Raw genomic sequence first — 18971 nt, forward strand, 5'->3', positions numbered from 1 at the left:
GTCATGCCCTGGCGCAGATCGCCGGGGCGTCTCTGTATGTCGGAGGAGCCAGGATGGCGCTTGCAGATGGCTTTCGCGTTCCCACAGAAGAGCAACGCCATCAGCGCACCTTCATGCAATGGCCCGTCTTTGCGCCCGTCTACGGCAAGGGCCGTTTTCTGCGTCAAACGCAGGCCACCATCGCCGAGATTGCCAATACAATTGCCGCGTTCGAACCTGTCACCTTGCTGGCCCATCCCGATCAACACGTGAAGGCACGCAAGCTGCTTTCGGGTCAGGTCGAGCTTTGGGACATTCCCACGGATGACCTCTGGTGTCGCGATGCCGGGCCGCTTTTTGCCCAAAACAGCGCCGGTCAGCTGTCTGTGCGTGGGGTGAACTTCAACGGCTGGGGGCGACGTTTTCATCTGCGCCACGACGAGCAGATCGCACGTCGTGTTACCGAGAGATTGAGTTTGCCCTTTGTTGACAGCGGCTTGCACGGCGAAGCTGGCGGGGTCGAGGCCAGCGGGCATGGCCTGCTGATGGGCAATGAAAGCAGTTGGGTGAACCCGAACCGCAACCCCGGCCTGAACCGTGATCAGATCGAACAACGCTTGTTGGCCGCCTATGGTGCTGCGCAAATGATCTGGGGCAAAGGGGTCATGGGCCAGGACGTCACCGACGATCACATCGACGGTTTTGCGCGCTTCACCGGGTCAAAAACGGTGCTGATGATGCTCGACCCCGATCCCGATCCGGATGACGCCTATGCCCGTTCGGCCTATGTCCTGCGTGACCGATTGCAAAACGTGGGCCTCAAGGTCGACACCATCCCACCGGGTTATGACGGACGCGTGCGCAACCTCGATCACCTCAGCAGCTATGCCAACTACTACGTCTGCAACAGCGCCGTCATTGCGTCGAACACCGGGGACCGCACCGCCGATGCACAGGCCAAGGCGGCCCTTGCCCGGCATTACCCCGGACGCGAGGTGATCATGTTGAATACAGACATCCTGGGCGAGCTTGGGGGTGGCATACATTGCGCCACCCAGCAGATGCCCGCTTGACTTGGAATGTCTCTTTCCGCCAGATGCGCTCATGACCCGCAAGTTCGCACATCTCGTGGTGCTGGAACGCCACTACGGCCACCGCCGTAAACGTTTCGCCGGATAGACCGGGGGCGGATTGCCCCTGTTCCCATCCAACGAAACGTACAAAGGGTTCATCATGACCGAATTCACTGAAATCCCCGTCATTCGACTGGGGAACCGCCCCGATGCCGACATCGCAGCCGAGTTTCGTGCTGTTTATGGCACAACCGGCTTTGGCTATATCCAAGACCACGGCATCGACCCGCAACTGATCGAGGATCTCTTCGACGCCTCCGCCCGCTTCCACGCCCTGCCGCTGGACCAGAAAATGGCCGTGGCCGTCGACAACACCCATCGCGGCTATATCCCGATCAACAGCTCCACGGACGTCAACTCAACACTCGCAGACGTCACCAAACCGAACCAATCCGCCAGCTTCATGATGATGCGCGAGGATGCGCATGCCGACGCGGACATCTATTTAAGCGGCCCCAACCGCTGGCCCGAGGTGGCAGGCTTCCGCGAAGCGCTCGAAGCTTATGACACCGCCATGCGCCAGCTTGGCCATCTGTTGATGAGTATTGCCTTGCAAGCTGTTGAAATCACGGATCATTCGATCTTGTTGGCTTTCGAAACGCCGACCACCTGGCTGCGCCTACTACACTACCCGCCGCAACCTGAACGCAGCCCCGAAGACCTTTATGGCTCGGCGCCTCATACGGATTTCGGCTGTCTGACACTGCTGGTGCAAGACGATGTCGGCGGGTTGCAGGTCAAGACGCCTGCGGGCAACTGGGTCGATGTTCCCCGACGCGAAGGCACCTTTGTGGTGAATGTCGGCGACATGCTGCACCGGATGTCAAACGGAAAGCTGCTGTCCACCCCGCACCGCGTGATCAACCGATCTGGCCGCGAACGCTACAGTTGCCCGTTCTTCTACGATCCCCATGTGAACACGGTCATTGAACCGCTTCCGGGAACCGGCACGCCGAAATTCCCGCCGCTCAAATTCGCCGATTTCCTGCGATCCGAGCTTGAAGCAGCCTATGATGCGCATAAACCCGCCGCCAATTAGGGTATTTCCCCCTTGACCTATGGCCCGTGCCTGTCAAGAACGAGCCATGAGCACTGCAAGACTGACAATTGATCTGGGTGCGCTCGCCGACAACTGGCGGGCGCTGGATGCAAAAACCTCTGTCGAGACCGCCGCGGTGGTCAAGGCAGACGGCTATGGGCTGGACGCGGGACGCGTGTCGCGGGCCCTCGCCGATGCAGGCGCGCGTCATTTCTTTGTCGCCGCCGCCGAAGAAGGCATCGCCGTGCGCCGCGCCGTGGGTCCCGGCCCCCGGGTGTCGGTCTTTTCCGGCCACATGGCAGGCGACCGTGACATGCTGCGCGACAACAACCTGACACCGATGATCAACTCGGTCGATCAGATGCTGCGCCATGTCGAAGAGCTGCCAGACCACGCCTTTGGCATCCAGCTTGATACCGGCATGAATCGGCTGGGGATGGAGCCCGACGAATGGGCCGCCCTGCGTGAGATCGCGCTGCAACAGAACCCGGTTCTGATCATGTCCCACTTGGCCTGCGCCGATGAACCCGGCCATGAGATGAACCGAAAACAGCTGCGCATTTTCAGAGAGATGACAGACGAACTTGATGTTCCAAGATCGCTCGCAGCCACGGGTGGCCTGCTGATGGGGCCGGATTATCATTTCGACCTGTGCCGTCCGGGCGTAGGCCTTTACGGCGGAGAACCTTACGACGAGGCCAAGGCCGTTGTTACCGTCGACATCCCCGTGATCCAGGTCCGCGACGTCGCCGTAGGTGAAACCGTCGGCTATTCTAACAAATGGACCGCCAAGCGACCCTCGCGCATCGCCACGATTGCAGCGGGTTACGCCGACGGGTTGATCCGCGCCATCGGCAACGGCATCGACGTCTATGTGGGCGACACCGCCTGCCCGGTTGTGGGACGCGTCTCGATGGACATGATCACCATCGACATCACCGACATCGAGGGCACGCCAGACGCCGTGCAGATCCTGAACCGCCGCCAGACCGTCGATGACCTGGCCGAGGCTGCCGAAACCATCGGCTATGAAATCCTGACCTCGATGGGTCGCCGCTATGCCCGCCACTACACCGGCGCCGACAAGCTGGCTGCACAAGCCAGTTCGGATGCGTTGGAGAGCATTCAGCAAAAGCTGCAACGCAAACGCCCGCAACTACTGCGCGAAGGGCGCGCCGGATGAACCCCATTTCGATGTTGGGACAACTCGGTCGGGCCGTCCTGACCGTCATGGCGGCCTTTGGCCGGGTGGCGATCTTTGCGCTTGATGCATTGTCGCACATGCTGCGCCCGCCGTTCTACCCGCGTGAATTTGGCGTGGCGCTCCTGAACATCGGCTGGCTGTCCCTGCCCGTTGTGGGCCTGACCGCGATCTTTACCGGCGGCGCCCTGGCGCTGCAGATCTACGCCGGCGGCGCGCGCTTCAACGCCGAGGCCGTCGTGCCCCAGATCGTCGCCATCGGCATGGTGCGCGAACTCGGCCCCGTCCTTGTGGGCCTGATGATCGCCGCCCGCGTCACCTCCTCTATCGCTGCGGAAATCGCGACGATGAAAGTAACCGAGCAGATCGACGCGCTTGTGACCCTCTCGACCCACCCGATGAAATACCTCGTCGCGCCGCGTGTGCTGGCCGCCCTGCTCACCGTGCCTGCACTGGTGGCCGTGGGTGACATCATCGGCATCGCCGGGGGCTACACGGTCGCGGTGCAGAACCTGGGCTTCAACTCTGCCGCCTATCTGCGCAACACCGTCGATTTCCTCGAAATGCGCGACATCGTTTCCTCTCTTGTCAAAGGCGCCGCCTTTGGCACCATCGCCGCCATCATGGGCTGTTACTACGGCATGAACTCGGGCCGTGGTGCCCAAGGCGTGGGCCGCGCCACCAAAGGCTCGGTCGAGGCCGCCGCCGTGCTCATCCTGGCCGCCAACTTCGTCCTGACCGGAGTGTTTTTCTCGCTATGACCCGTCTGATCCTGTCCGCCGTCACCGCAATCGCCCTGTCGCTGCCCCTGACGGCCAGCGCGCAAAGCCAGCTGCTTGGAGAGTTCAACACCCAGCGGCTGGAACAGACCATGGGTTTCGATGCCGAATTGCGCCAAATCGCCTTTGGCTTCCTGCAAGGCAAGAGCCGGGCCGAGGCGCATGACTTTCTGGTCGCCGAACGGTTCCGCTGCCTCGAAGGGGTCTGTGAACGGGTGATCGTGGACAAGGAGAGCTCGAACGAGGCAGGCAGCGTCTTTAGCAAACGCCGCACCACCCGCGCCACCTTTGCCATCACGCTGCTGTCAGACGTCATTCGCTCGCCCCAGGATGTTCAGGCCAACTTCCGCTATGAAACCGGCGAAGTTCCCTGGCACAGGCGCCCCAAGGACAGCGATTTCACGGTGCTCTATGATTAAGCTCGGCAACGTCAAAAAGTCGTTTGGCGACAACCATGTACTGCAAGGTTTGAACCTTGAGATCCCAAAGGGGTCGTCCATGGTGATCATCGGCGGTTCGGGTACCGGCAAATCGGTCGCCTTGAAATGCATCCTTGGCCTGATCACACCCGACAGCGGCACCATCACGGTCGACGGTCAGGATGCCCGCAAGGGCGACCGCGACGCGTTCCTCGCCAAGTTCGGGATGCTGTTTCAGGGCGGCGCGCTGTTTGACTCGCTGCCGGTCTGGCAAAACGTGGCCTTCCGCCTGCTGCGCGGCTCTCTCAAACGCCCTGCGGACGAGGCGCGCGAGATCGCCATCGAAAAGCTGCGCCGCGTGGGCCTGAAACCAGATGTGGCCGACCGCCTGCCCGCCGAACTCTCAGGCGGCATGCAAAAACGCGTCGGCCTGGCCCGCGCCATCGCCGCCGAGCCAGAGATCATCTTTTTTGACGAGCCCACCACCGGCCTTGATCCGATCATGTCCGGCGTCATCAACGACCTGATCCGCGAGATCGTGGTCGAAATGGGCGCCACGGCGATGACCATCACCCACGACATGTCCTCGGTCCGCGCCATCGCCGACAACGTGGCCATGCTCCACAACGGCGTCATCCAATGGACCGGTCCTGTGGCGGACATGGACGCCAGCGGCGATCCCCATCTTGATCAATTCATCCACGGCCGAGCCGAGGGGCCGATCGAGGCGGTGCGCTGACTTCATTCCTTGGCAAGCCACGCCTTTGCGCTGTTCACGATGTCCTTGGGAATAACCGCTGCCCGCCGCGCCGTAAGGTCAAGCAGCACACACTTGAACACTGTGCAAAAAACAATCTTGTCATCAAACGACCGTTTAAGAGCATGACGAAAGGTCATTGATTTTTCACCGATCGCCGTGACTTCGCTCTCCATGTGGATTGCTTCGCCCGCAGAAACTTCGGCCAGAAAATCGCTTTCAGCATGAACCACTGCAAAAGACAGCCTGCGACCCGACCGCATGTCTTCAGCAGTCAATCCCATTGCTGCCTGAAGCGCAAAAACCGCATCTGAACAGGCAGAGAAGTATTTGGATACATTCATATGCCCCAGAAAATCACAGTCCGATGGGTCGACGACTGATTTGAAGGCCAAAAATCCTGTCATTGAAACATCTCCCTTTGATGAATTTTTCTAACACGCGTTGTTTTTGTTCAGTTATTGCATAGCTGCATGAGACCGCCTTAAGAAAAACTCAGGTAGCCGAGAAGTCATGATCCTACGCCTAGCCACACTCTCGCTCCTGATACTTTATCCAATTGCGTGGTTTGCCCCGTTGATGCGGGCGGGTCTGCTGCCGATTTTTGGCCTCAGCGAGATCAGCGTGCTGACTGGTCTTCAAGCCCTCTGGGCCAGCGACATCTTCCTGGCACTACTTGTTACCTTCTTTGCGATCTTCGCCCCCTACCTGAAAACCATCGGCCTGGCGCTAGTGCAATGGAACCTGCTTGATCAGCGCACTTTCCCCGTTCTGCACGTGCTTGGCAAACTTGCGATGGCCGACATATTCCTGGCCGCGATCTACATCACGGTTGTCAAGAGTATTGGTGTCGGAACCATCGAACCGGCCTGGGGTCTCTACCTCTTTACCGCCTGCATCCTGGCGTCGATGTTGCTGGGACACCTCAGTGAACGCGGCCTTAAACGCGGCAATGAAACCTCGTAATTGCTTGAAAAGCTGTATTTGTGTATCATCATAGAAGTTCGAGCAGCAAAGTGATTGATTGGCCGGGTCCGCCGGGGGGCGCTCCACATTCCATGTGAGCATGATTCCGCTGATTCCGGTGCCGCATTGGTTTCGGTCGGAAAGGTTGCCCATGTCCACCATTCGTCAGCTTGTGTTTCGTATCCAAGCTCTTTTTATTCGTCTCGCCTTCTTTCTCATCTGCATCGCTGCCTTTGCCGGGGTTCTGGCCACGCTTTTGTCCGCCACCGGCGTCTGGCCGTGGTTGTCACTGCAGGCGGGGATCGACGGGCAAATGCACCCGCAGGCGGGCATGATTGCCCAGATCAGTCTGACCTGTCTTGCGGTGATGCTGGCCTTCTACCTGCCCGCCAATGGCCGCATCCTCGCGCTGGAACGCTCGCACCGCGACTTTCACATCCAGATGGAGGACGTGGCCCGCGCCTATCACGCAGCCCATGCCGCCGACCGGGCAGACACGTTCCAACTCGCGTCCGAGTTCGACGCGGTCAAGGACCGGTTGGCGTTCCTGCGCGAACACCCCGAACTGGGCGATCTGGAGCCCGAGGTGTTAGAGCTTGCCGCCCAGATGAGCCAGGTCAGCCACGAACTGGCGGACATCTATTCCAACGCCAAGGTCGACCGCGCGCGCACTTTCCTGCGGCAACGGCAGGAAGAGATGGAGCAATTCAACACCCGGCTCGATGAGGCCAAGATCATCATGCACGAGCTGCGGCAATGGACGCGCGACGTCGAGATCGATGAATCCGTTGCCAAATCCCAGCTCTCTCGCCTGCGCGAGGAACTGTTCGAGCTGCTGCCCGAACTGTCGGCGCAACTGCAAAGCCCCCCCGATGGCACCGACCCGGACGAGGGCTCAGTGGTGCCGCTACAGTCGTCACGGTCCAAAGAGTAGGATCACGCGACCGAGGCTTGCAGGGCTTTCAAGTTCCTGGCCACAATCCGTTTGTGCACCGGACGCACCGGGATCATGTAAAGGCGCCCAAACCAGTTGTGCGTCTTGACCGATGAGGTGATCGAGATGTCCCGGCCGTCAACGGATATACAGGTCATCACGTCCAGATGCCGGTCCCGTTCGGTCAACACCAACGCCTGTGGGCTGACCTCTTCCACCAGAAAGAAATCCAGCTTCTGCCCAACTTCCACTTGCTCGGGAACGCGACCTGAAAACCCGCCAACCCGTTTGACACCAAACTTCGACGCCACCGCATCGCGGATCCGAAACGCCAATTGCATCAGCGGCATCGGCTGCGTCATGATCATGCCCCAGGCTTCCAACGCACTCAGCGACCGCGCCAGCGTGACCGACTGCCGATCCAGAAAATCCAGCTCATTCTCTGCTCCAACCAACCTGGGCCCAGACTGCATCGCACTACACATCCTGTATCCTGTTTCACCGCCTCTTACCTGTGCCCCAAACCTCCCCGGACCAACCTGTCATTTCGCCACAGCCCGCGCCTGCAATCTGCCCCCAAGGCCGCGCCGATGGCCCCACCGGGGCATGAGGCGCGGCCTCCGCCACCGGCAGTGACAAAAGCCCTTCAGGGCTTGAGGAGCTGCCACACCTCAGGCATCAAGGCGCCATGGCAAAGACATCCTTCTCCTGCTCCGCCTGTGGGGCCTCCTTCTCCAAATGGTCCGGCCGCTGCGAAAGCTGCGGCGAATGGAACACCATCTCTCAGGACAAGGGCCTCTCGACCGGCCCTGCCTCAAAATCTCTGGGCGCCAAACGCGGGCAATCCATCATCCTCACCGACCTCTCGACCGAAGAAACGCCCCCGCCCCGCACCCTGAGCGGGATGGGAGAGCTCGACCGGGTTCTGGGTGGCGGCCTTGTGCCTGCCTCGGCCATCCTGGTCGGCGGCGATCCAGGCATCGGTAAATCCACACTGCTGTTGCAAGCGGCGGCGCAGTTCGCCCGCTCCGGCCTGAAGACCCTCTATGTTTCGGGCGAAGAGGCGTCGGCCCAGGTCCGCATGCGCGCGAAACGCCTGGGCCTCAGCGACGCTCCGGTGCAATTGGCGGCCGAAACCAACCTGCGCGACATTCTCACCACGCTTGAGGCCGAAAAGCCCCAGCTTGCCATCATCGATTCGATTCAGACCATGTGGGCCGACAATGTCGACAGCGCACCCGGATCGGTCTCCCAGGTGCGCGCTGCCGCACACGAGCTGACGACATTCGCCAAACGCAACGGCGTTTCGATCATCATGGTTGGCCACGTTACCAAGGACGGGCAGATCGCCGGCCCCCGCGTGGTCGAACACATGGTCGACACCGTGCTGTATTTCGAAGGCGAACGGGGCCACCAATTCCGCATCCTGCGCGCGGTCAAGAACCGCTTTGGCCCCGCAGACGAGATCGGCGTCTTTGAAATGACCGGCGGCGGACTGGCCGAGGTGCTCAACCCCTCGGCTCTCTTTCTGTCCGAGCGCGGCGAACCCAGCCCCGGTTCGGTGGTCTTTGCGGGCATCGAAGGCACACGCCCCGTTCTGGTCGAGATGCAGGCGCTGGTCGCCCCCTCGCCCCACTCCCAACCCCGCCGCACCGTGGTGGGCTGGGACGGTGGGCGGCTGGCGATGATCCTCGCCGTGCTCGAGGCCCGCTGTGGCATTCCCTTTGCCGGGCTCGACGTTTATCTGAACGTCGCCGGCGGCATGAAGATTTCCGAACCCGCTGCCGACCTTGCGGTCGCCGCCGCCCTGCTCAGCGCGCGCGAAGACGCCGCGCTCCCTGCAGATACTGTGGTTTTCGGCGAGATTTCCCTCTCTGGCGCCCTCAGACCGGCGCCGCAGACGGAAAACAGGTTGAAAGAAGCGCAAAAACTTGGTTTCACGTCAGCCATTGCTCCGGCAGGTGGCAAAACGGGCACAGGCGGCGGGCTGACACTCAAACGTCCCGCAGATCTGACCGGTTTTGTTGGCGAAACTTTCGGAGCAGGCTAAGGTCGCCCACACGGGCGGGCAGACGAGAAAACAGGCGAGGGCCATGGAAGGTTTTACCATTATCGACGGGGTTGTGGCCCTGATCATCGTTGTGTCGGCGCTGCTGGCCTATTCGCGCGGCGTCGTGCGCGAGGCCATGGCGATCGCCGGTTGGGTCGCTGCCGCTGTGCTGGCCTTCATATTTGCGCCCAAGGCCATGCCATTGATCAAGGAATTGCCCGTGGTGGGTGAATTCCTCACGGGGAGCTGTGAGCTGTCGATCATCGCAGCCTTTGCCGCCGTCTTTGCGCTGGCACTGATCATCGTCAGTTTCTTTACCCCGCTCTTTTCCTCACTGGTGCAGCGTTCCGCGCTTGGCGGTCTGGATCAGGGGCTTGGGTTCTTCTTTGGCGTGGCGCGCGGCATCCTGCTGGTGGCTGTGGCCTTCTTTGTCTACGACACCGTCATGACCGGCCAGAACTTTACCATCGTGGACGAAAGCCGTTCGGCCCAGGTCTTCGCCCGCATGACCGGCCAGATCGAAGCTCAGAACCCCGAAGCCGCACTGGGTTGGGTCACACAACAATACGAAAACCTGGTTGGCGCCTGCTCGCAGTGATCTGCTGAGCCTTACACTTTCTTTACAGATCGCCCCCCGGCCACAGATGGTCGGGGGGTTTTTGTTTTGCATCGCGCCAAAGCCCCCTTACTTGACTCGCAGGGCCGAACCCTCTTTCCTGATGACAGCGTTGACCAAGGAACGAGGTCGTGACCAGGCGATTGGCGACCATACTGGCAGCGGATGCGGTCGGATTCTCCACGCGGATGGAGCAGGACGAAGAAGATACCTTTGATCTTCTCAAAGCCTCACGCCAAAAAATTGACGCCCATATCGAAGCCCATGGTGGACGCGTATTCGGCAGTGCAGGTGACAGCGTCATCGCCGAATTCGCCAGCCCGGTTGAAGCCGTCCGCTGCGCGTTGCGCATCCAAGCCACGCTGACCGTCGATGATTTGCCGTTCAGGATCGGGATTCACCTCGGCGATGTCCTTGCCGACGCCGACAACCTGTTGGGCGATGGGGTGAATGTTGCTGCGCGTCTTGAACAGATGGCTCCCCCAGGCGGCATTTGAATCTCAAGAGCCTTGGCGGACTTGGTGACAGGCAAAGTCGATGCGGAATTTGCCGATGCAGGCGAACACAGGCTGAAGAACATCAAGAAGAAAACCGGCGTCTTGGTTTGGCCAGATCAAGCGGCCAAAACCCTGGCCACTCAAACGCGCCCCAATCGGACAGGCGCGTGGATGCTGACAGCGGTATTGGTGTTGGCGGCAGTTGCCACCTATCTCTTTGCACCTTGGTCCCAGGAAACAGCCGGATCAGGTGACCCCACACTTGCGGTCATGGCGTTCGACGACCAAAGCCCTGGCCCCGACCGCGGTTATCTGAGTGACGCAATCAGCGACGGCATCCTCAACAGCCTTTCGCGCTACACCACCTTCAAGACACTCGCCCGGAATTCAACCTTCAAATTCAAAGGCCAGGACGCCAGTGTCGAAACGATACGCACGGCTCTGGGGACTGATCTGATCCTGAGCGGCAGCCAGCAGAAGGTCGGTGAAAACCTGATCATTTCGGTCCAATTGATCGACGCAAACACCGGCGATCACCTCTGGTCGGAACGGTTCGAGGGACAAGTTGAGCAGTTGTTCGAATTTCAGGACGAAATAATCCGCTCCGTCGCCGCAACCGTCGGCGGGCGCCTGTCTCATTACACCGCACCAAAGGGGACGCGCAAAACGGTCACTGCCATGCATCTGGCCGCCGAAGGGTTCAGCCACTTTCGCAAACCGGGGCGAGAGGCAAACGCGCGGGCCACCCCCTATTACAAAGCCGCCATCGCCGCAGATCCCGACGCCTCGATCGGGTATTTGTCGATGGGATTTGTTCATTGGAGCGACTCCCACTACGCTAGCACCAATGGAGAACGACAGGCAGAGCTGGACAAGGCTCAGGAATACGCCGACAAGGCTATCGCGCTGGACGCCGACAACTACCTGAACCTCTATTTGCTGGGCCGGTTGCAAGAATCCCAGGGCAACCTGCAAGCTGCACTACAGATCTATGGCAAGGTCAAACTGCTCAACCCCAGCTACTCGAACGTCTACCGTGCCAGCGGCTCCACCAAGATATTGGTGGGGGACATCGACGGCGCCATCGCTGACATCCGGCATGCGATCGCAATCGACCCGCTACACGATTGGTCCTACAAGACCGAGCTTGCCCTGGCGCTTTGGGCCAACGAGCAATGCGACACGGCCTTGGAAACCATCCAGCAGGTGGCGAACCTGCCATCACGAGCCCTGCCCAAACGCATCGTGATCCAGGTTTGCGCAGGCAAGGTCGAGGCCGCGCGGACCTCTATGGCAGAGCTTCTAAAGGCCATTCCAAACCGAACGCTGCAGTTCGAGATCGACCGCTATGCGGACGTATGGACCGCGCCCAGCGGGCTGGAGCGTTGGCTGAGTGACCTCAGAACCGCAGGAATGCCGGAATAGTCATCCTTGGCCCATATCCAACACATCGGTTCACCCAGCATGTATTTTGATCCACCCGCTCAGGTTGCCTCAATTTCTCCCGAATCCCGCCCCGGTTCGACCCTCCGCATGTCGCCGAATCGCCCTGCCGAGCATGTAGGTTCAAGTGAATAACCCTTTGCATTGGTTAACCATTCCTTACTCCGCGTTCCCGCAATCACCTGAATCCATACCCAGCAACCGGGTCTGTCGCGCAATCAGAAACAGTTCGCGAATTCGGCCTTAATCATGTCGAAAATTTGGCAAACTTCCCTCGCTTCTCTGGGTGCAGTCCAGAACAGACAGCAACCCCGGAGGAACCCGCCATGCATCTCAAGCACCAAACCGCCTTTGCCCAGTTCACCGCAGCCCCCAAACTCCAGCCCGGCCTGATCGCTGGCACGCTTGTGGAAACACCCAACGGCTGGACCCGTGTCGAAGACGTGAGCATCGGGACACAAGTGGCCACCTTCGACGGCGACTTTCGCCCGGTGACACAGGTGACCCGGCAACCGGATGCCGACGCACTCTGGTGCGTCCCGGGTGGCACCCTGGGCGCCTGCTCGGACCTGCTGGTGGAGGCAGATCAGCACCTGGCCCTGACCCACCCTGCCTGCCGTCGCCTTTTTGGCCTACCAGTTGTTCTCGCCACGGTCTCGGCGCTCACGGGTCACGGCGGCATTCACCGCGTTCCAGGCAAATCCGCCCCCGTCCACCGGCTGCACTTTGCCGAAGACGAAATCCTCTGGACCCAAACCGGTGCGCTGATCCACGCGGGCTTGGACGGGCATGACAGCCCCTATCGCAAGCTCGGCTATGGCGAGACCCGCGCGCTGCTGTTGATGATGCCGGATCACACCTACGCGCCCGATCTGGCGGCGTGAAACCCTGCGTTTCCACCTGCGGCAAAAAAGATATGTGATCCTTTCGTGACAGAACGGGCTTAAGGCATTATGTGGGGGCCGAACACTCGCAACGGAATCGGAGCTGCCTGCCTTGCCTAGCCCGCAGATGCCCCCCGCCGCCCGCACCGGCCCCTCACTCAGGGTCGTGCCAAAACAGACATTCGACGCACCAAAACTGTCCCCGGACAGGTAACCGCACAACAGGTCCGCCCCGGTGCTGTCGAGTTGATGCTGCAATCGACGCTCCTCTTGGGCCGATCTTGACCTATACTGCCGCCACACGCGCCTAAACAGGCCGTCACGGCATCAAGAACAAGCAACTGCAGCAAAACCTCACGCGGATTGATCCGCAGATTTTGGAGCCCTTACATGTGCGGGATTTTGGGGATCGCAAGCCGGACAGACGAAGTCTTTGCCGAGATCTATGACGGTCTGCTGATGTTGCAGCATCGCGGTCAGGACGCGTCGGGCATCGTGACTTATACCGGCGAGAACTTTCGCGAGCGCAAGGCCAACGGTCTGGTCAAGGATGTGTTCAAGGCCGAAGACGCCGAAACCCTGCGGGGCAAGATCGGCATGGGCCACGTGCGCTACCCCACCGCCGGATCGTTGTCGGCGGCCGAGGCGCAGCCGTTTTTTGTGAACGCGCCCTACGGCATCTACCTTGTCCACAACGGCAACATCACCAATACCGAAGAGCAGCGCGAAAAGGTCACCGCGAAATACAGCCGCCACCTGCGCACCACATCGGATTCCGAAATCCTGCTGAACGTGCTGGCCGACAAGGTCGCCGACGCGATCAAGGTCAACGGCAACGCCGACCCGATCCGCAACCTGTTCGCGGGCGTGAAAATGACCATGGAGCGTATCCAGGGTGCCTATTCCGTCATCTGCCTGATCGCAGGCGTTGGCATGCTGGCCTTCCGCGACCCCCACGGCATCCGCCCGCTGTCGGTGGCCAAGCGTGACGCGGACGGAGACGGTGATGATTACGCCTTTGCGTCCGAGGACGTGGCCTTTGGTATCAACGGCTTCACCAAACTGCGCGACCTGAAACCCGGCGAGGCGATGCTGGTCGATCTCGATGGCAACCTGCACGAGTTCCAAGCGGTCGAAGGCAACCTGACGCCGTGCATCTTTGAATACGTGTACCTCGCCCGTCCGGATTCGCTGCTGGACGGGATCTCGGTCTACAAGACCCAGATGCGCATGGGCCAGACGCTGGCCAAACAGATCGAGGACAGCGGCTTGGATATCGACCGCATCATCCCCGTCCCCGACAGCGCGCGTCCTGTGGCGCTCGAAGTCGCCAAGGCCACCGGCATCCCCTATCGCGAGGGTCTGGTGAAGAACCGCTATGTCGGCCGCACCTTCATCATGCCCGGTCAGGCCGAGCGCCAGAAATCGGTGCGCCGCAAGCTGAACGCCATCCCGCTGGAATTCGACGGCCACAACGTACTGCTGATCGACGATTCCATCGTGCGCGGCAACACCATCAAGAAGATCGTCCAGATGTGCCGCGAGGCCGGAGCCAAAAAGGTCTACATCGCCTCTGCCTCACCTCCTGTGATCTACCCCAATGTGTACGGCATCGACATGCCCACCAAACACGAGTTGGTCGCCAACGGCAAAGAGATCGAGGAGATCCGCGAAGAATTGGGCGCGGACGCCCTGTTCTACCAAAACCTCGACGACTTGATCTGGGCCGCGCAAGAGGGCAACCCTGAAATCAAACAGTTCGACTGCTCCTGCTTTGACGGCAACTACATCACCGGCCTCGGTGACAGCTATCTGGAGACCCTGGAATCCAGCAGTCGCGTGAGCCAGAAGATCGAAGACATGCCCGGCACCGGTTCCTCCTGGAACGCGGCCAAATTGGCTTCGGGCTGACATTCATTGCCACAGCGTTGAACCGGTTTGGGATTGACCAAGCTTCAGACAGGTCTCTCTGTCTGAAGCCTCGGCACGCACCAATCAAATCCGCTGGCGTTGACGAGGACTAGCACCAAAGCAGTCTACGCAAGGTGCCTTTAAACGCAAAACGCGGCCCACAAACGGGGCCGCGTTTCCAAAGCTCTACGATTGTAGAGACTTATGCCAGTGCGATGTTCGACGCGGACTCGCGGCCATCACGGCCCGGCTCGATGTCGAAAGTAACTTTCTGGTTGTCGGCGAGGCCGGTCAAGCCCGCCCGCTCGATAGCAGAGATGTGTACAAACACGTCTTTGCTGCCGCCGTCGGGCGCGATGAAGCCGAAGCCTTTAGTTGCGTTGAACCATTTTACGGTGCCAGTGGCCATATCCGTAGTCTCCTATTGGTGCTGCCCGCGTTGGTGCGTCAGCTTGGCGTTGTCGGTCTGGATCGAAAGACTGAACGCCGTGAACGGGAGACAGTTGGTCGAAAAAGAAAAACGTTAGCGATCCAGCATATGGGGCGCATCGACGCGGATCGCAAGGGGTGATTTGCATTATTTCAAAAAAATGGTCGCCTTGCTGTTTCCGCACGTTCAACGTCGGTGGCAATCTGTGACGACCTGCGTTCACCTCAAGGTTGGCGCACTCTGGCGGTTCACCGTGCAGTTGCAGCGAAACCTCGCGCACCGGATATCCCCCCCCTCTTTAACCTCCCACACAGGCCTGATAGGCCCCCTTTTCGGTAAACCAGTTCCGAGCTTTTTGGGGAAACGCTCATGTCCAATTCCACCGTCAACAAGGCGGCCACTCAGCCGGGTTCGCTCAAACGCAACAGCACCTCCGTTTTGGGTGTCTTTGGCGCCCAAGACGACATGCGCGCGCTGGTGCGCACCTCTTCGGGTCGTGTGAAACAGATCAAGCCCGGCGCGCGGATCAATTCCGCCAAGGTCGTCGGCATCGACAAAGACGGGGTGATCCTGCAAAAAAACGGCCGGACAGAGCGGCTGAACATCGCGGGCAGTTGATCTGCCCTTGACGGGTCACGCAACTGGGTTCAAACCGCGCCCATGACCGATGCACCTAAACTTGCCCTGATCACTGGCGCCTCGCGCGGCCTTGGCGCCGCTTTGGCCGAAGCGCTTGCGCCAACCCATCACATCATCGCCGTGGCCCGCACCACTGGTGCGCTCGAAGAGCTGGATGACCGCATTCAGGCAGCGGGCGGAACCGCAACGCTGGCGCCCATGGACATCACCGATCCCAACGCCATGGCAACGCTCTGCCGGGGCATTCATGACCGCTGGGGCAAGCTGGACCTGTGGCTGCACACCGCCATCCACGCCGCGCCGCTGACGCCTGCAAACTTTGTCGATCCCAAGGATTGGAACAAATCGCTGGCGATCAACACCACTGCAACCTCGGTCCTGATCCCCTATGTCGCGCCGTTGCTGGGCCACGAGGGGCATGCTGTCTTCTTTGACGATCCAAAGGCGGGCGAGAAGTTTTTCGGCACCTACGGCGCCACCAAAGGCGCGCAGATGGCACTTGCCCGCAGTTGGGCGGCCGAGACGGTCAACACTGGCCCGCGTGTCACAATTGTCGAACCTGCTCCTATGCCGACCGCTCTGCGCGCGCGCTTCCACCCGGGCGAGGACCGCGAAGCGTTGGCCTCGGTCTCGGATGAGGCCGCAAAGATCGTCGCCAGCCTCTAACCCTCAGATCGCGCTGCTGTACCAGCGCGCGAAACTGGCCACATTCGGCTCCAGATCCGGCTGAAACCGCCCCGGCACCGCGTCGGGGCATTCCATCCCGCGTTGCTGGTTGACCAGAGCGGGCACATCTTCGGCCAAGGCCGCATCCAGCCGCTCCAGATAGGCCGCCACGCGGGTGTCAAACCCCGGCAGCGCGCAGGTCTCAGGGTGGAAACAGGCCGTCTGCACCACCTTGCAGCGGTTTGGGCTCTGCGGGTAAGCCTCGTAACACCATAGCGCATCCTTGTTGGCCGCAAACGTCATGTTCGGAAACACCCAGGTATAGCGCGCGCCTTGCATCGCTTGCCCCATCAGCCCCGGCATATCGGGCAGCGCATTGTCCTGCGCACTCTCCAACAGCGCCCCGGTGCCCTCGGTCCGCCCAAACTGCGTGGCAAAGGCCCCAGCCACCTGATCCGCCGGATCGGGTGTAGCGTAGATGCTGTCGATGGAATCCGGGTGCACAAACGGCAGGTGGTAGTATTCGTTGAAGACTTCCAAAAACATCTTCCAATTGCAATCGACCTCCAACTCGCGCCGCCGCACGGTTTGCAGCTTGGCCAATGGCCAGGGCGCGTGGATGTCCAGAAAATCCCCAAGATGATCATCCAGCGGACCCGCCGTTTGATCCAGGCAGACAAAGACAAACCCAGCCCGCTCTTCGGCGCGATAGGCGATCAACCCGTTGTCAGCGCGATCAAACCCCTTGGCCGCCTCCATCTGAGGTGCCGAAACCAGCCGCCCGTCAAGCGCATAGAACCAGGAATGAAACGGGCAACGGATACCCTTGCAGGTCCCTTCACCGTCTACCAGCCGCGCGCCCCGATGACGGCAAGAGTTGGCAAAAGCGCGTAAGCCTCCATCCTTGTCGCGCAGCAACAAAACGGTCTGGCCCGCAAAATCCAACGTGATGTAATCCCCGGTACCCGCCACCATGTCCGAGCGCCCGACGCCAACCCAGCCACGGCGGAAAAACCTTTCTACCTCAGCGTGTTGCGCACCGTCTGTAACGTAGCACTGCGGCGGCAGGCTTGATGCCTCTTCCGCCGTTCTGCGGCAGTTCTCAAACGCCAACTCGTCCCGCATGGCTGATGTCCTCCCTGACTGGCTGCAACCATGTCGCGTCAGAGGTTTCAGCCTGTCTGTTCAGAAAACGTCATGGTCGACGGTTTCGGATGCCTATCCCAAGGCGACGCCGTTCCGTCCTGCCAGATCGCAGAAAAACTGCCAGGCGACCCGGCCCGAGCGCGCCCCGCGCGTGGCCTGCCATTCGATCGCTTCGGCCCGCAGGGTGACCGCGTCGATGCTGAGACCATAGGCCTCGCAATAGCCGTTGATCATCGCCAGGTATTCGTCCTGATCACAGGGGTGAAAGCCCAACCACAACCCAAACCGATCCGACAGCGAGACCTTCTCCTCGACCGCCTCGGAGGGGTTGATTGCGCTCTGACGCTCGTTTTCGATCATGTCACGCGGCATCAGATGGCGGCGGTTCGACGTGGCGTAGAACAGCACATTCTCGGGCCGCCCCTCGATCCCCCCATCCAGCACCGCCTTGAGGCTTTTGTAATGCTGGTCATCGTGGCTGAACGACAGGTCGTCACAGAACAGGATGAACCGATGTTGCGCCCCCCGCAGATGGTTCAGCAAGCGACCGACGGACGGCAGATCCTCGCGCTGCAACTCGACCAGTTTCAAATCCGGGAAATCTGCATGAACCGCGCCATGCACGGCCTTGACAAGGCTGGACTTTCCCATGCCTCGCGCACCCCACAAAAGCGCATTGTTGGCGCCATATCCGGCCGCAAAACGACGGGTGTTGTCAAGCAGCGTGTCACGCGACCGGTTGATCCCGACCAACAGTTCCAGCGCCACCCGGTTGACCTGAGGCACCGGCGTCAGACGGTCCGGCTCCACATGCCAGACAAAGGCGCTAGCGCTGTCGAAATCAGGGGCCGCCAAGGGGGCTGGCGACATCCGCTCCAAAGCTTCGGCGATGCGGGTAAATTCTGATTGATCCATTGGGCCGCCTCCTCCTTGCCTTTTAGGCAGACAAAGCACGAACATAGTACAGGGGCAAGCACCATATGGGGATCTTTTAGCCTCTGATCCTTATTTTAACTTTTGCATTGAGCTACCGGTGAAATGCCTTGTTACCCTCTTTGTTAAATGGCACGGTTGCCCGAACATAACGCCCAATAGTGGCTAGAAACTCGAACTTATCAAAATGACAACAAAAGAGCGCTTCATGATCTTTGCCAGATTGCGAATGACATCTCTATTGGTCGCGGCATGTGCTGCGATCGTAGTTATGGTACAACCTGCCAAAGGCGAGACCGCCAAAGACACGGCATGCCAAATTAGGGACGCGCTCCTAGTTAGCAGATCGAAGGGAATAGACGCCTTTAAATCCGCCATGAGAACAGCCGACACGACTCAACTCTCAGCTTTGGAAGGATCACTTGGTGCGCTCCCCCAAAGATTCGACCAGGGCAAAATCCTTGAGATTGCCCGAGTAGACGACCTCGTGGCCGAGTATATGATCGTTATGTATTCGAAAGACGTTTCTAATATTTTTTTCAGGGTCAT

The 18971-nt window shown here is 60.1% G+C and carries 20 protein-coding genes and 1 pseudogene; 16 read left to right on the top strand and 5 right to left on the bottom strand.

Annotation, left to right across the window (positions count from 1 at the left end; all coding sequences use genetic code 11):
* Window positions 1-53: 53 nt before the first annotated feature.
* The 6 genes and pseudogenes from TRM7615_RS03560 (at window position 54) to TRM7615_RS03585 (ending at window position 5289) form a co-directional block, all read left to right on the top strand.
* Entirely contained in the window at window positions 54-1052 is a 999-nt protein-coding gene (locus tag TRM7615_RS03560) for an agmatine deiminase family protein (protein WP_108785546.1), read from the top strand.
* A gap of 160 nt (window positions 1053-1212) precedes the next feature.
* Window positions 1213-2151, top strand: coding sequence for an isopenicillin N synthase family dioxygenase (locus tag TRM7615_RS03565; protein WP_108785979.1), 939 nt, complete (start codon window positions 1213-1215; stop codon window positions 2149-2151).
* A gap of 46 nt (window positions 2152-2197) precedes the next feature.
* Window positions 2198-3226 (top strand): annotated as a pseudogene (gene alr / locus TRM7615_RS03570) (alanine racemase); the annotation flags it as partial.
* A gap of 104 nt (window positions 3227-3330) precedes the next feature.
* Window positions 3331-4113: an MlaE family ABC transporter permease gene (locus tag TRM7615_RS03575; protein WP_108785548.1), complete on the top strand. Its 783-nt coding sequence runs from the start codon at window positions 3331-3333 to the stop codon at window positions 4111-4113.
* Window positions 4110-4550, top strand: coding sequence for a hypothetical protein (locus TRM7615_RS03580; protein ID WP_108785549.1), 441 nt, complete (start codon window positions 4110-4112; stop codon window positions 4548-4550). Before TRM7615_RS03575 ends, TRM7615_RS03580 begins: the two co-directional genes overlap by 4 nt.
* Window positions 4543-5289 carry an ABC transporter ATP-binding protein gene (locus tag TRM7615_RS03585; RefSeq protein ID WP_108785550.1) on the top strand — a complete coding sequence of 249 codons (747 nt, stop codon included), beginning with the start codon at window positions 4543-4545 and terminating at the stop codon, window positions 5287-5289. Before TRM7615_RS03580 ends, TRM7615_RS03585 begins: the two co-directional genes overlap by 8 nt.
* A gap of 2 nt (window positions 5290-5291) precedes the next feature.
* Here the strand turns inward: TRM7615_RS03585 and TRM7615_RS03590 are convergent, their stop codons facing one another.
* The gene (locus tag TRM7615_RS03590; RefSeq protein WP_108785551.1) at window positions 5292-5714 is read right to left on the bottom strand and encodes an acyl-CoA thioesterase; all 423 of its coding nucleotides are present in this window, start codon (window positions 5712-5714) and stop codon (window positions 5292-5294) included.
* Window positions 5715-5820: 106 nt separating this feature from the next.
* Between TRM7615_RS03590 and TRM7615_RS03595 the strand changes: the two genes are divergently transcribed.
* Both TRM7615_RS03595 and TRM7615_RS03600 read left to right on the top strand, forming a co-directional pair.
* On the top strand, window positions 5821-6273 hold the full coding sequence (locus TRM7615_RS03595; protein ID WP_108785552.1) for a paraquat-inducible protein A: 453 nt from the start codon (window positions 5821-5823) through the stop codon (window positions 6271-6273).
* Window positions 6274-6424: 151 nt separating this feature from the next.
* Window positions 6425-7207 (top strand): DNA repair protein, encoded by a 783-nt coding sequence (locus tag TRM7615_RS03600; RefSeq protein WP_108785553.1) that lies wholly within the window; start codon window positions 6425-6427, stop codon window positions 7205-7207.
* Window positions 7208-7209: 2 nt separating this feature from the next.
* Here the strand turns inward: TRM7615_RS03600 and TRM7615_RS03605 are convergent, their stop codons facing one another.
* Window positions 7210-7680 carry a DUF2867 domain-containing protein gene (locus tag TRM7615_RS03605; RefSeq protein ID WP_108785554.1) on the bottom strand — a complete coding sequence of 157 codons (471 nt, stop codon included), beginning with the start codon at window positions 7678-7680 and terminating at the stop codon, window positions 7210-7212.
* A 215-nt stretch (window positions 7681-7895) separates the two neighbouring features.
* Between TRM7615_RS03605 and radA the strand changes: the two genes are divergently transcribed.
* The 6 genes from radA (at window position 7896) to purF (ending at window position 14608) form a co-directional block, all read left to right on the top strand.
* Window positions 7896-9257 carry a DNA repair protein RadA gene (radA, locus tag TRM7615_RS03610; protein WP_108785555.1) on the top strand — a complete coding sequence of 454 codons (1362 nt, stop codon included), beginning with the start codon at window positions 7896-7898 and terminating at the stop codon, window positions 9255-9257.
* 43 nt (window positions 9258-9300) lie between these two features.
* Window positions 9301-9855 carry a CvpA family protein gene (locus tag TRM7615_RS03615; protein WP_108785556.1) on the top strand — a complete coding sequence of 185 codons (555 nt, stop codon included), beginning with the start codon at window positions 9301-9303 and terminating at the stop codon, window positions 9853-9855.
* Between the two features lie 149 nt (window positions 9856-10004).
* Window positions 10005-10370: an adenylate/guanylate cyclase domain-containing protein gene (locus TRM7615_RS03620; RefSeq protein ID WP_125133636.1), complete on the top strand. Its 366-nt coding sequence runs from the start codon at window positions 10005-10007 to the stop codon at window positions 10368-10370.
* Between the two features lie 24 nt (window positions 10371-10394).
* Window positions 10395-11795 (top strand): tetratricopeptide repeat protein, encoded by a 1401-nt coding sequence (locus tag TRM7615_RS03625; RefSeq protein ID WP_125133637.1) that lies wholly within the window; start codon window positions 10395-10397, stop codon window positions 11793-11795.
* A 344-nt stretch (window positions 11796-12139) separates the two neighbouring features.
* Window positions 12140-12697, top strand: coding sequence for a Hint domain-containing protein (locus tag TRM7615_RS03630; RefSeq protein WP_108785559.1), 558 nt, complete (start codon window positions 12140-12142; stop codon window positions 12695-12697).
* A 390-nt stretch (window positions 12698-13087) separates the two neighbouring features.
* Complete coding sequence (gene purF / locus TRM7615_RS03635; protein ID WP_108785560.1) at window positions 13088-14608, top strand: amidophosphoribosyltransferase; 1521 nt, start codon at window positions 13088-13090, stop codon at window positions 14606-14608.
* Between the two features lie 202 nt (window positions 14609-14810).
* On the opposite strand, the gene TRM7615_RS03640 is transcribed toward purF, so the two are convergent.
* On the bottom strand, window positions 14811-15017 hold the full coding sequence (locus TRM7615_RS03640; protein WP_085795173.1) for a cold-shock protein: 207 nt from the start codon (window positions 15015-15017) through the stop codon (window positions 14811-14813).
* A gap of 390 nt (window positions 15018-15407) precedes the next feature.
* Between TRM7615_RS03640 and TRM7615_RS03645 the strand changes: the two genes are divergently transcribed.
* Complete coding sequence (locus TRM7615_RS03645) at window positions 15408-15656, top strand: hypothetical protein (protein ID WP_108785561.1); 249 nt, start codon at window positions 15408-15410, stop codon at window positions 15654-15656.
* 42 nt (window positions 15657-15698) lie between these two features.
* Window positions 15699-16343 carry an SDR family NAD(P)-dependent oxidoreductase gene (locus TRM7615_RS03650; protein ID WP_108785562.1) on the top strand — a complete coding sequence of 215 codons (645 nt, stop codon included), beginning with the start codon at window positions 15699-15701 and terminating at the stop codon, window positions 16341-16343.
* A 3-nt stretch (window positions 16344-16346) separates the two neighbouring features.
* On the opposite strand, the gene TRM7615_RS03655 is transcribed toward TRM7615_RS03650, so the two are convergent.
* Together TRM7615_RS03655 and TRM7615_RS03660 are read right to left on the bottom strand one after the other, a co-directional pair.
* Window positions 16347-17468, bottom strand: a complete 1122-nt coding sequence (locus tag TRM7615_RS03655; protein ID WP_108785563.1) for an aromatic ring-hydroxylating oxygenase subunit alpha — start codon at window positions 17466-17468, stop codon at window positions 16347-16349.
* A gap of 93 nt (window positions 17469-17561) precedes the next feature.
* Window positions 17562-18404, bottom strand: coding sequence for an ATP-binding protein (locus TRM7615_RS03660; protein ID WP_108785564.1), 843 nt, complete (start codon window positions 18402-18404; stop codon window positions 17562-17564).
* Window positions 18405-18971: the final 567 nt, after the last annotated feature.

This window comes from Falsiruegeria mediterranea M17 (genome assembly GCF_900302455.1).
In the GTDB taxonomy this organism is placed as follows: domain Bacteria; phylum Pseudomonadota; class Alphaproteobacteria; order Rhodobacterales; family Rhodobacteraceae; genus Falsiruegeria; species Falsiruegeria mediterranea.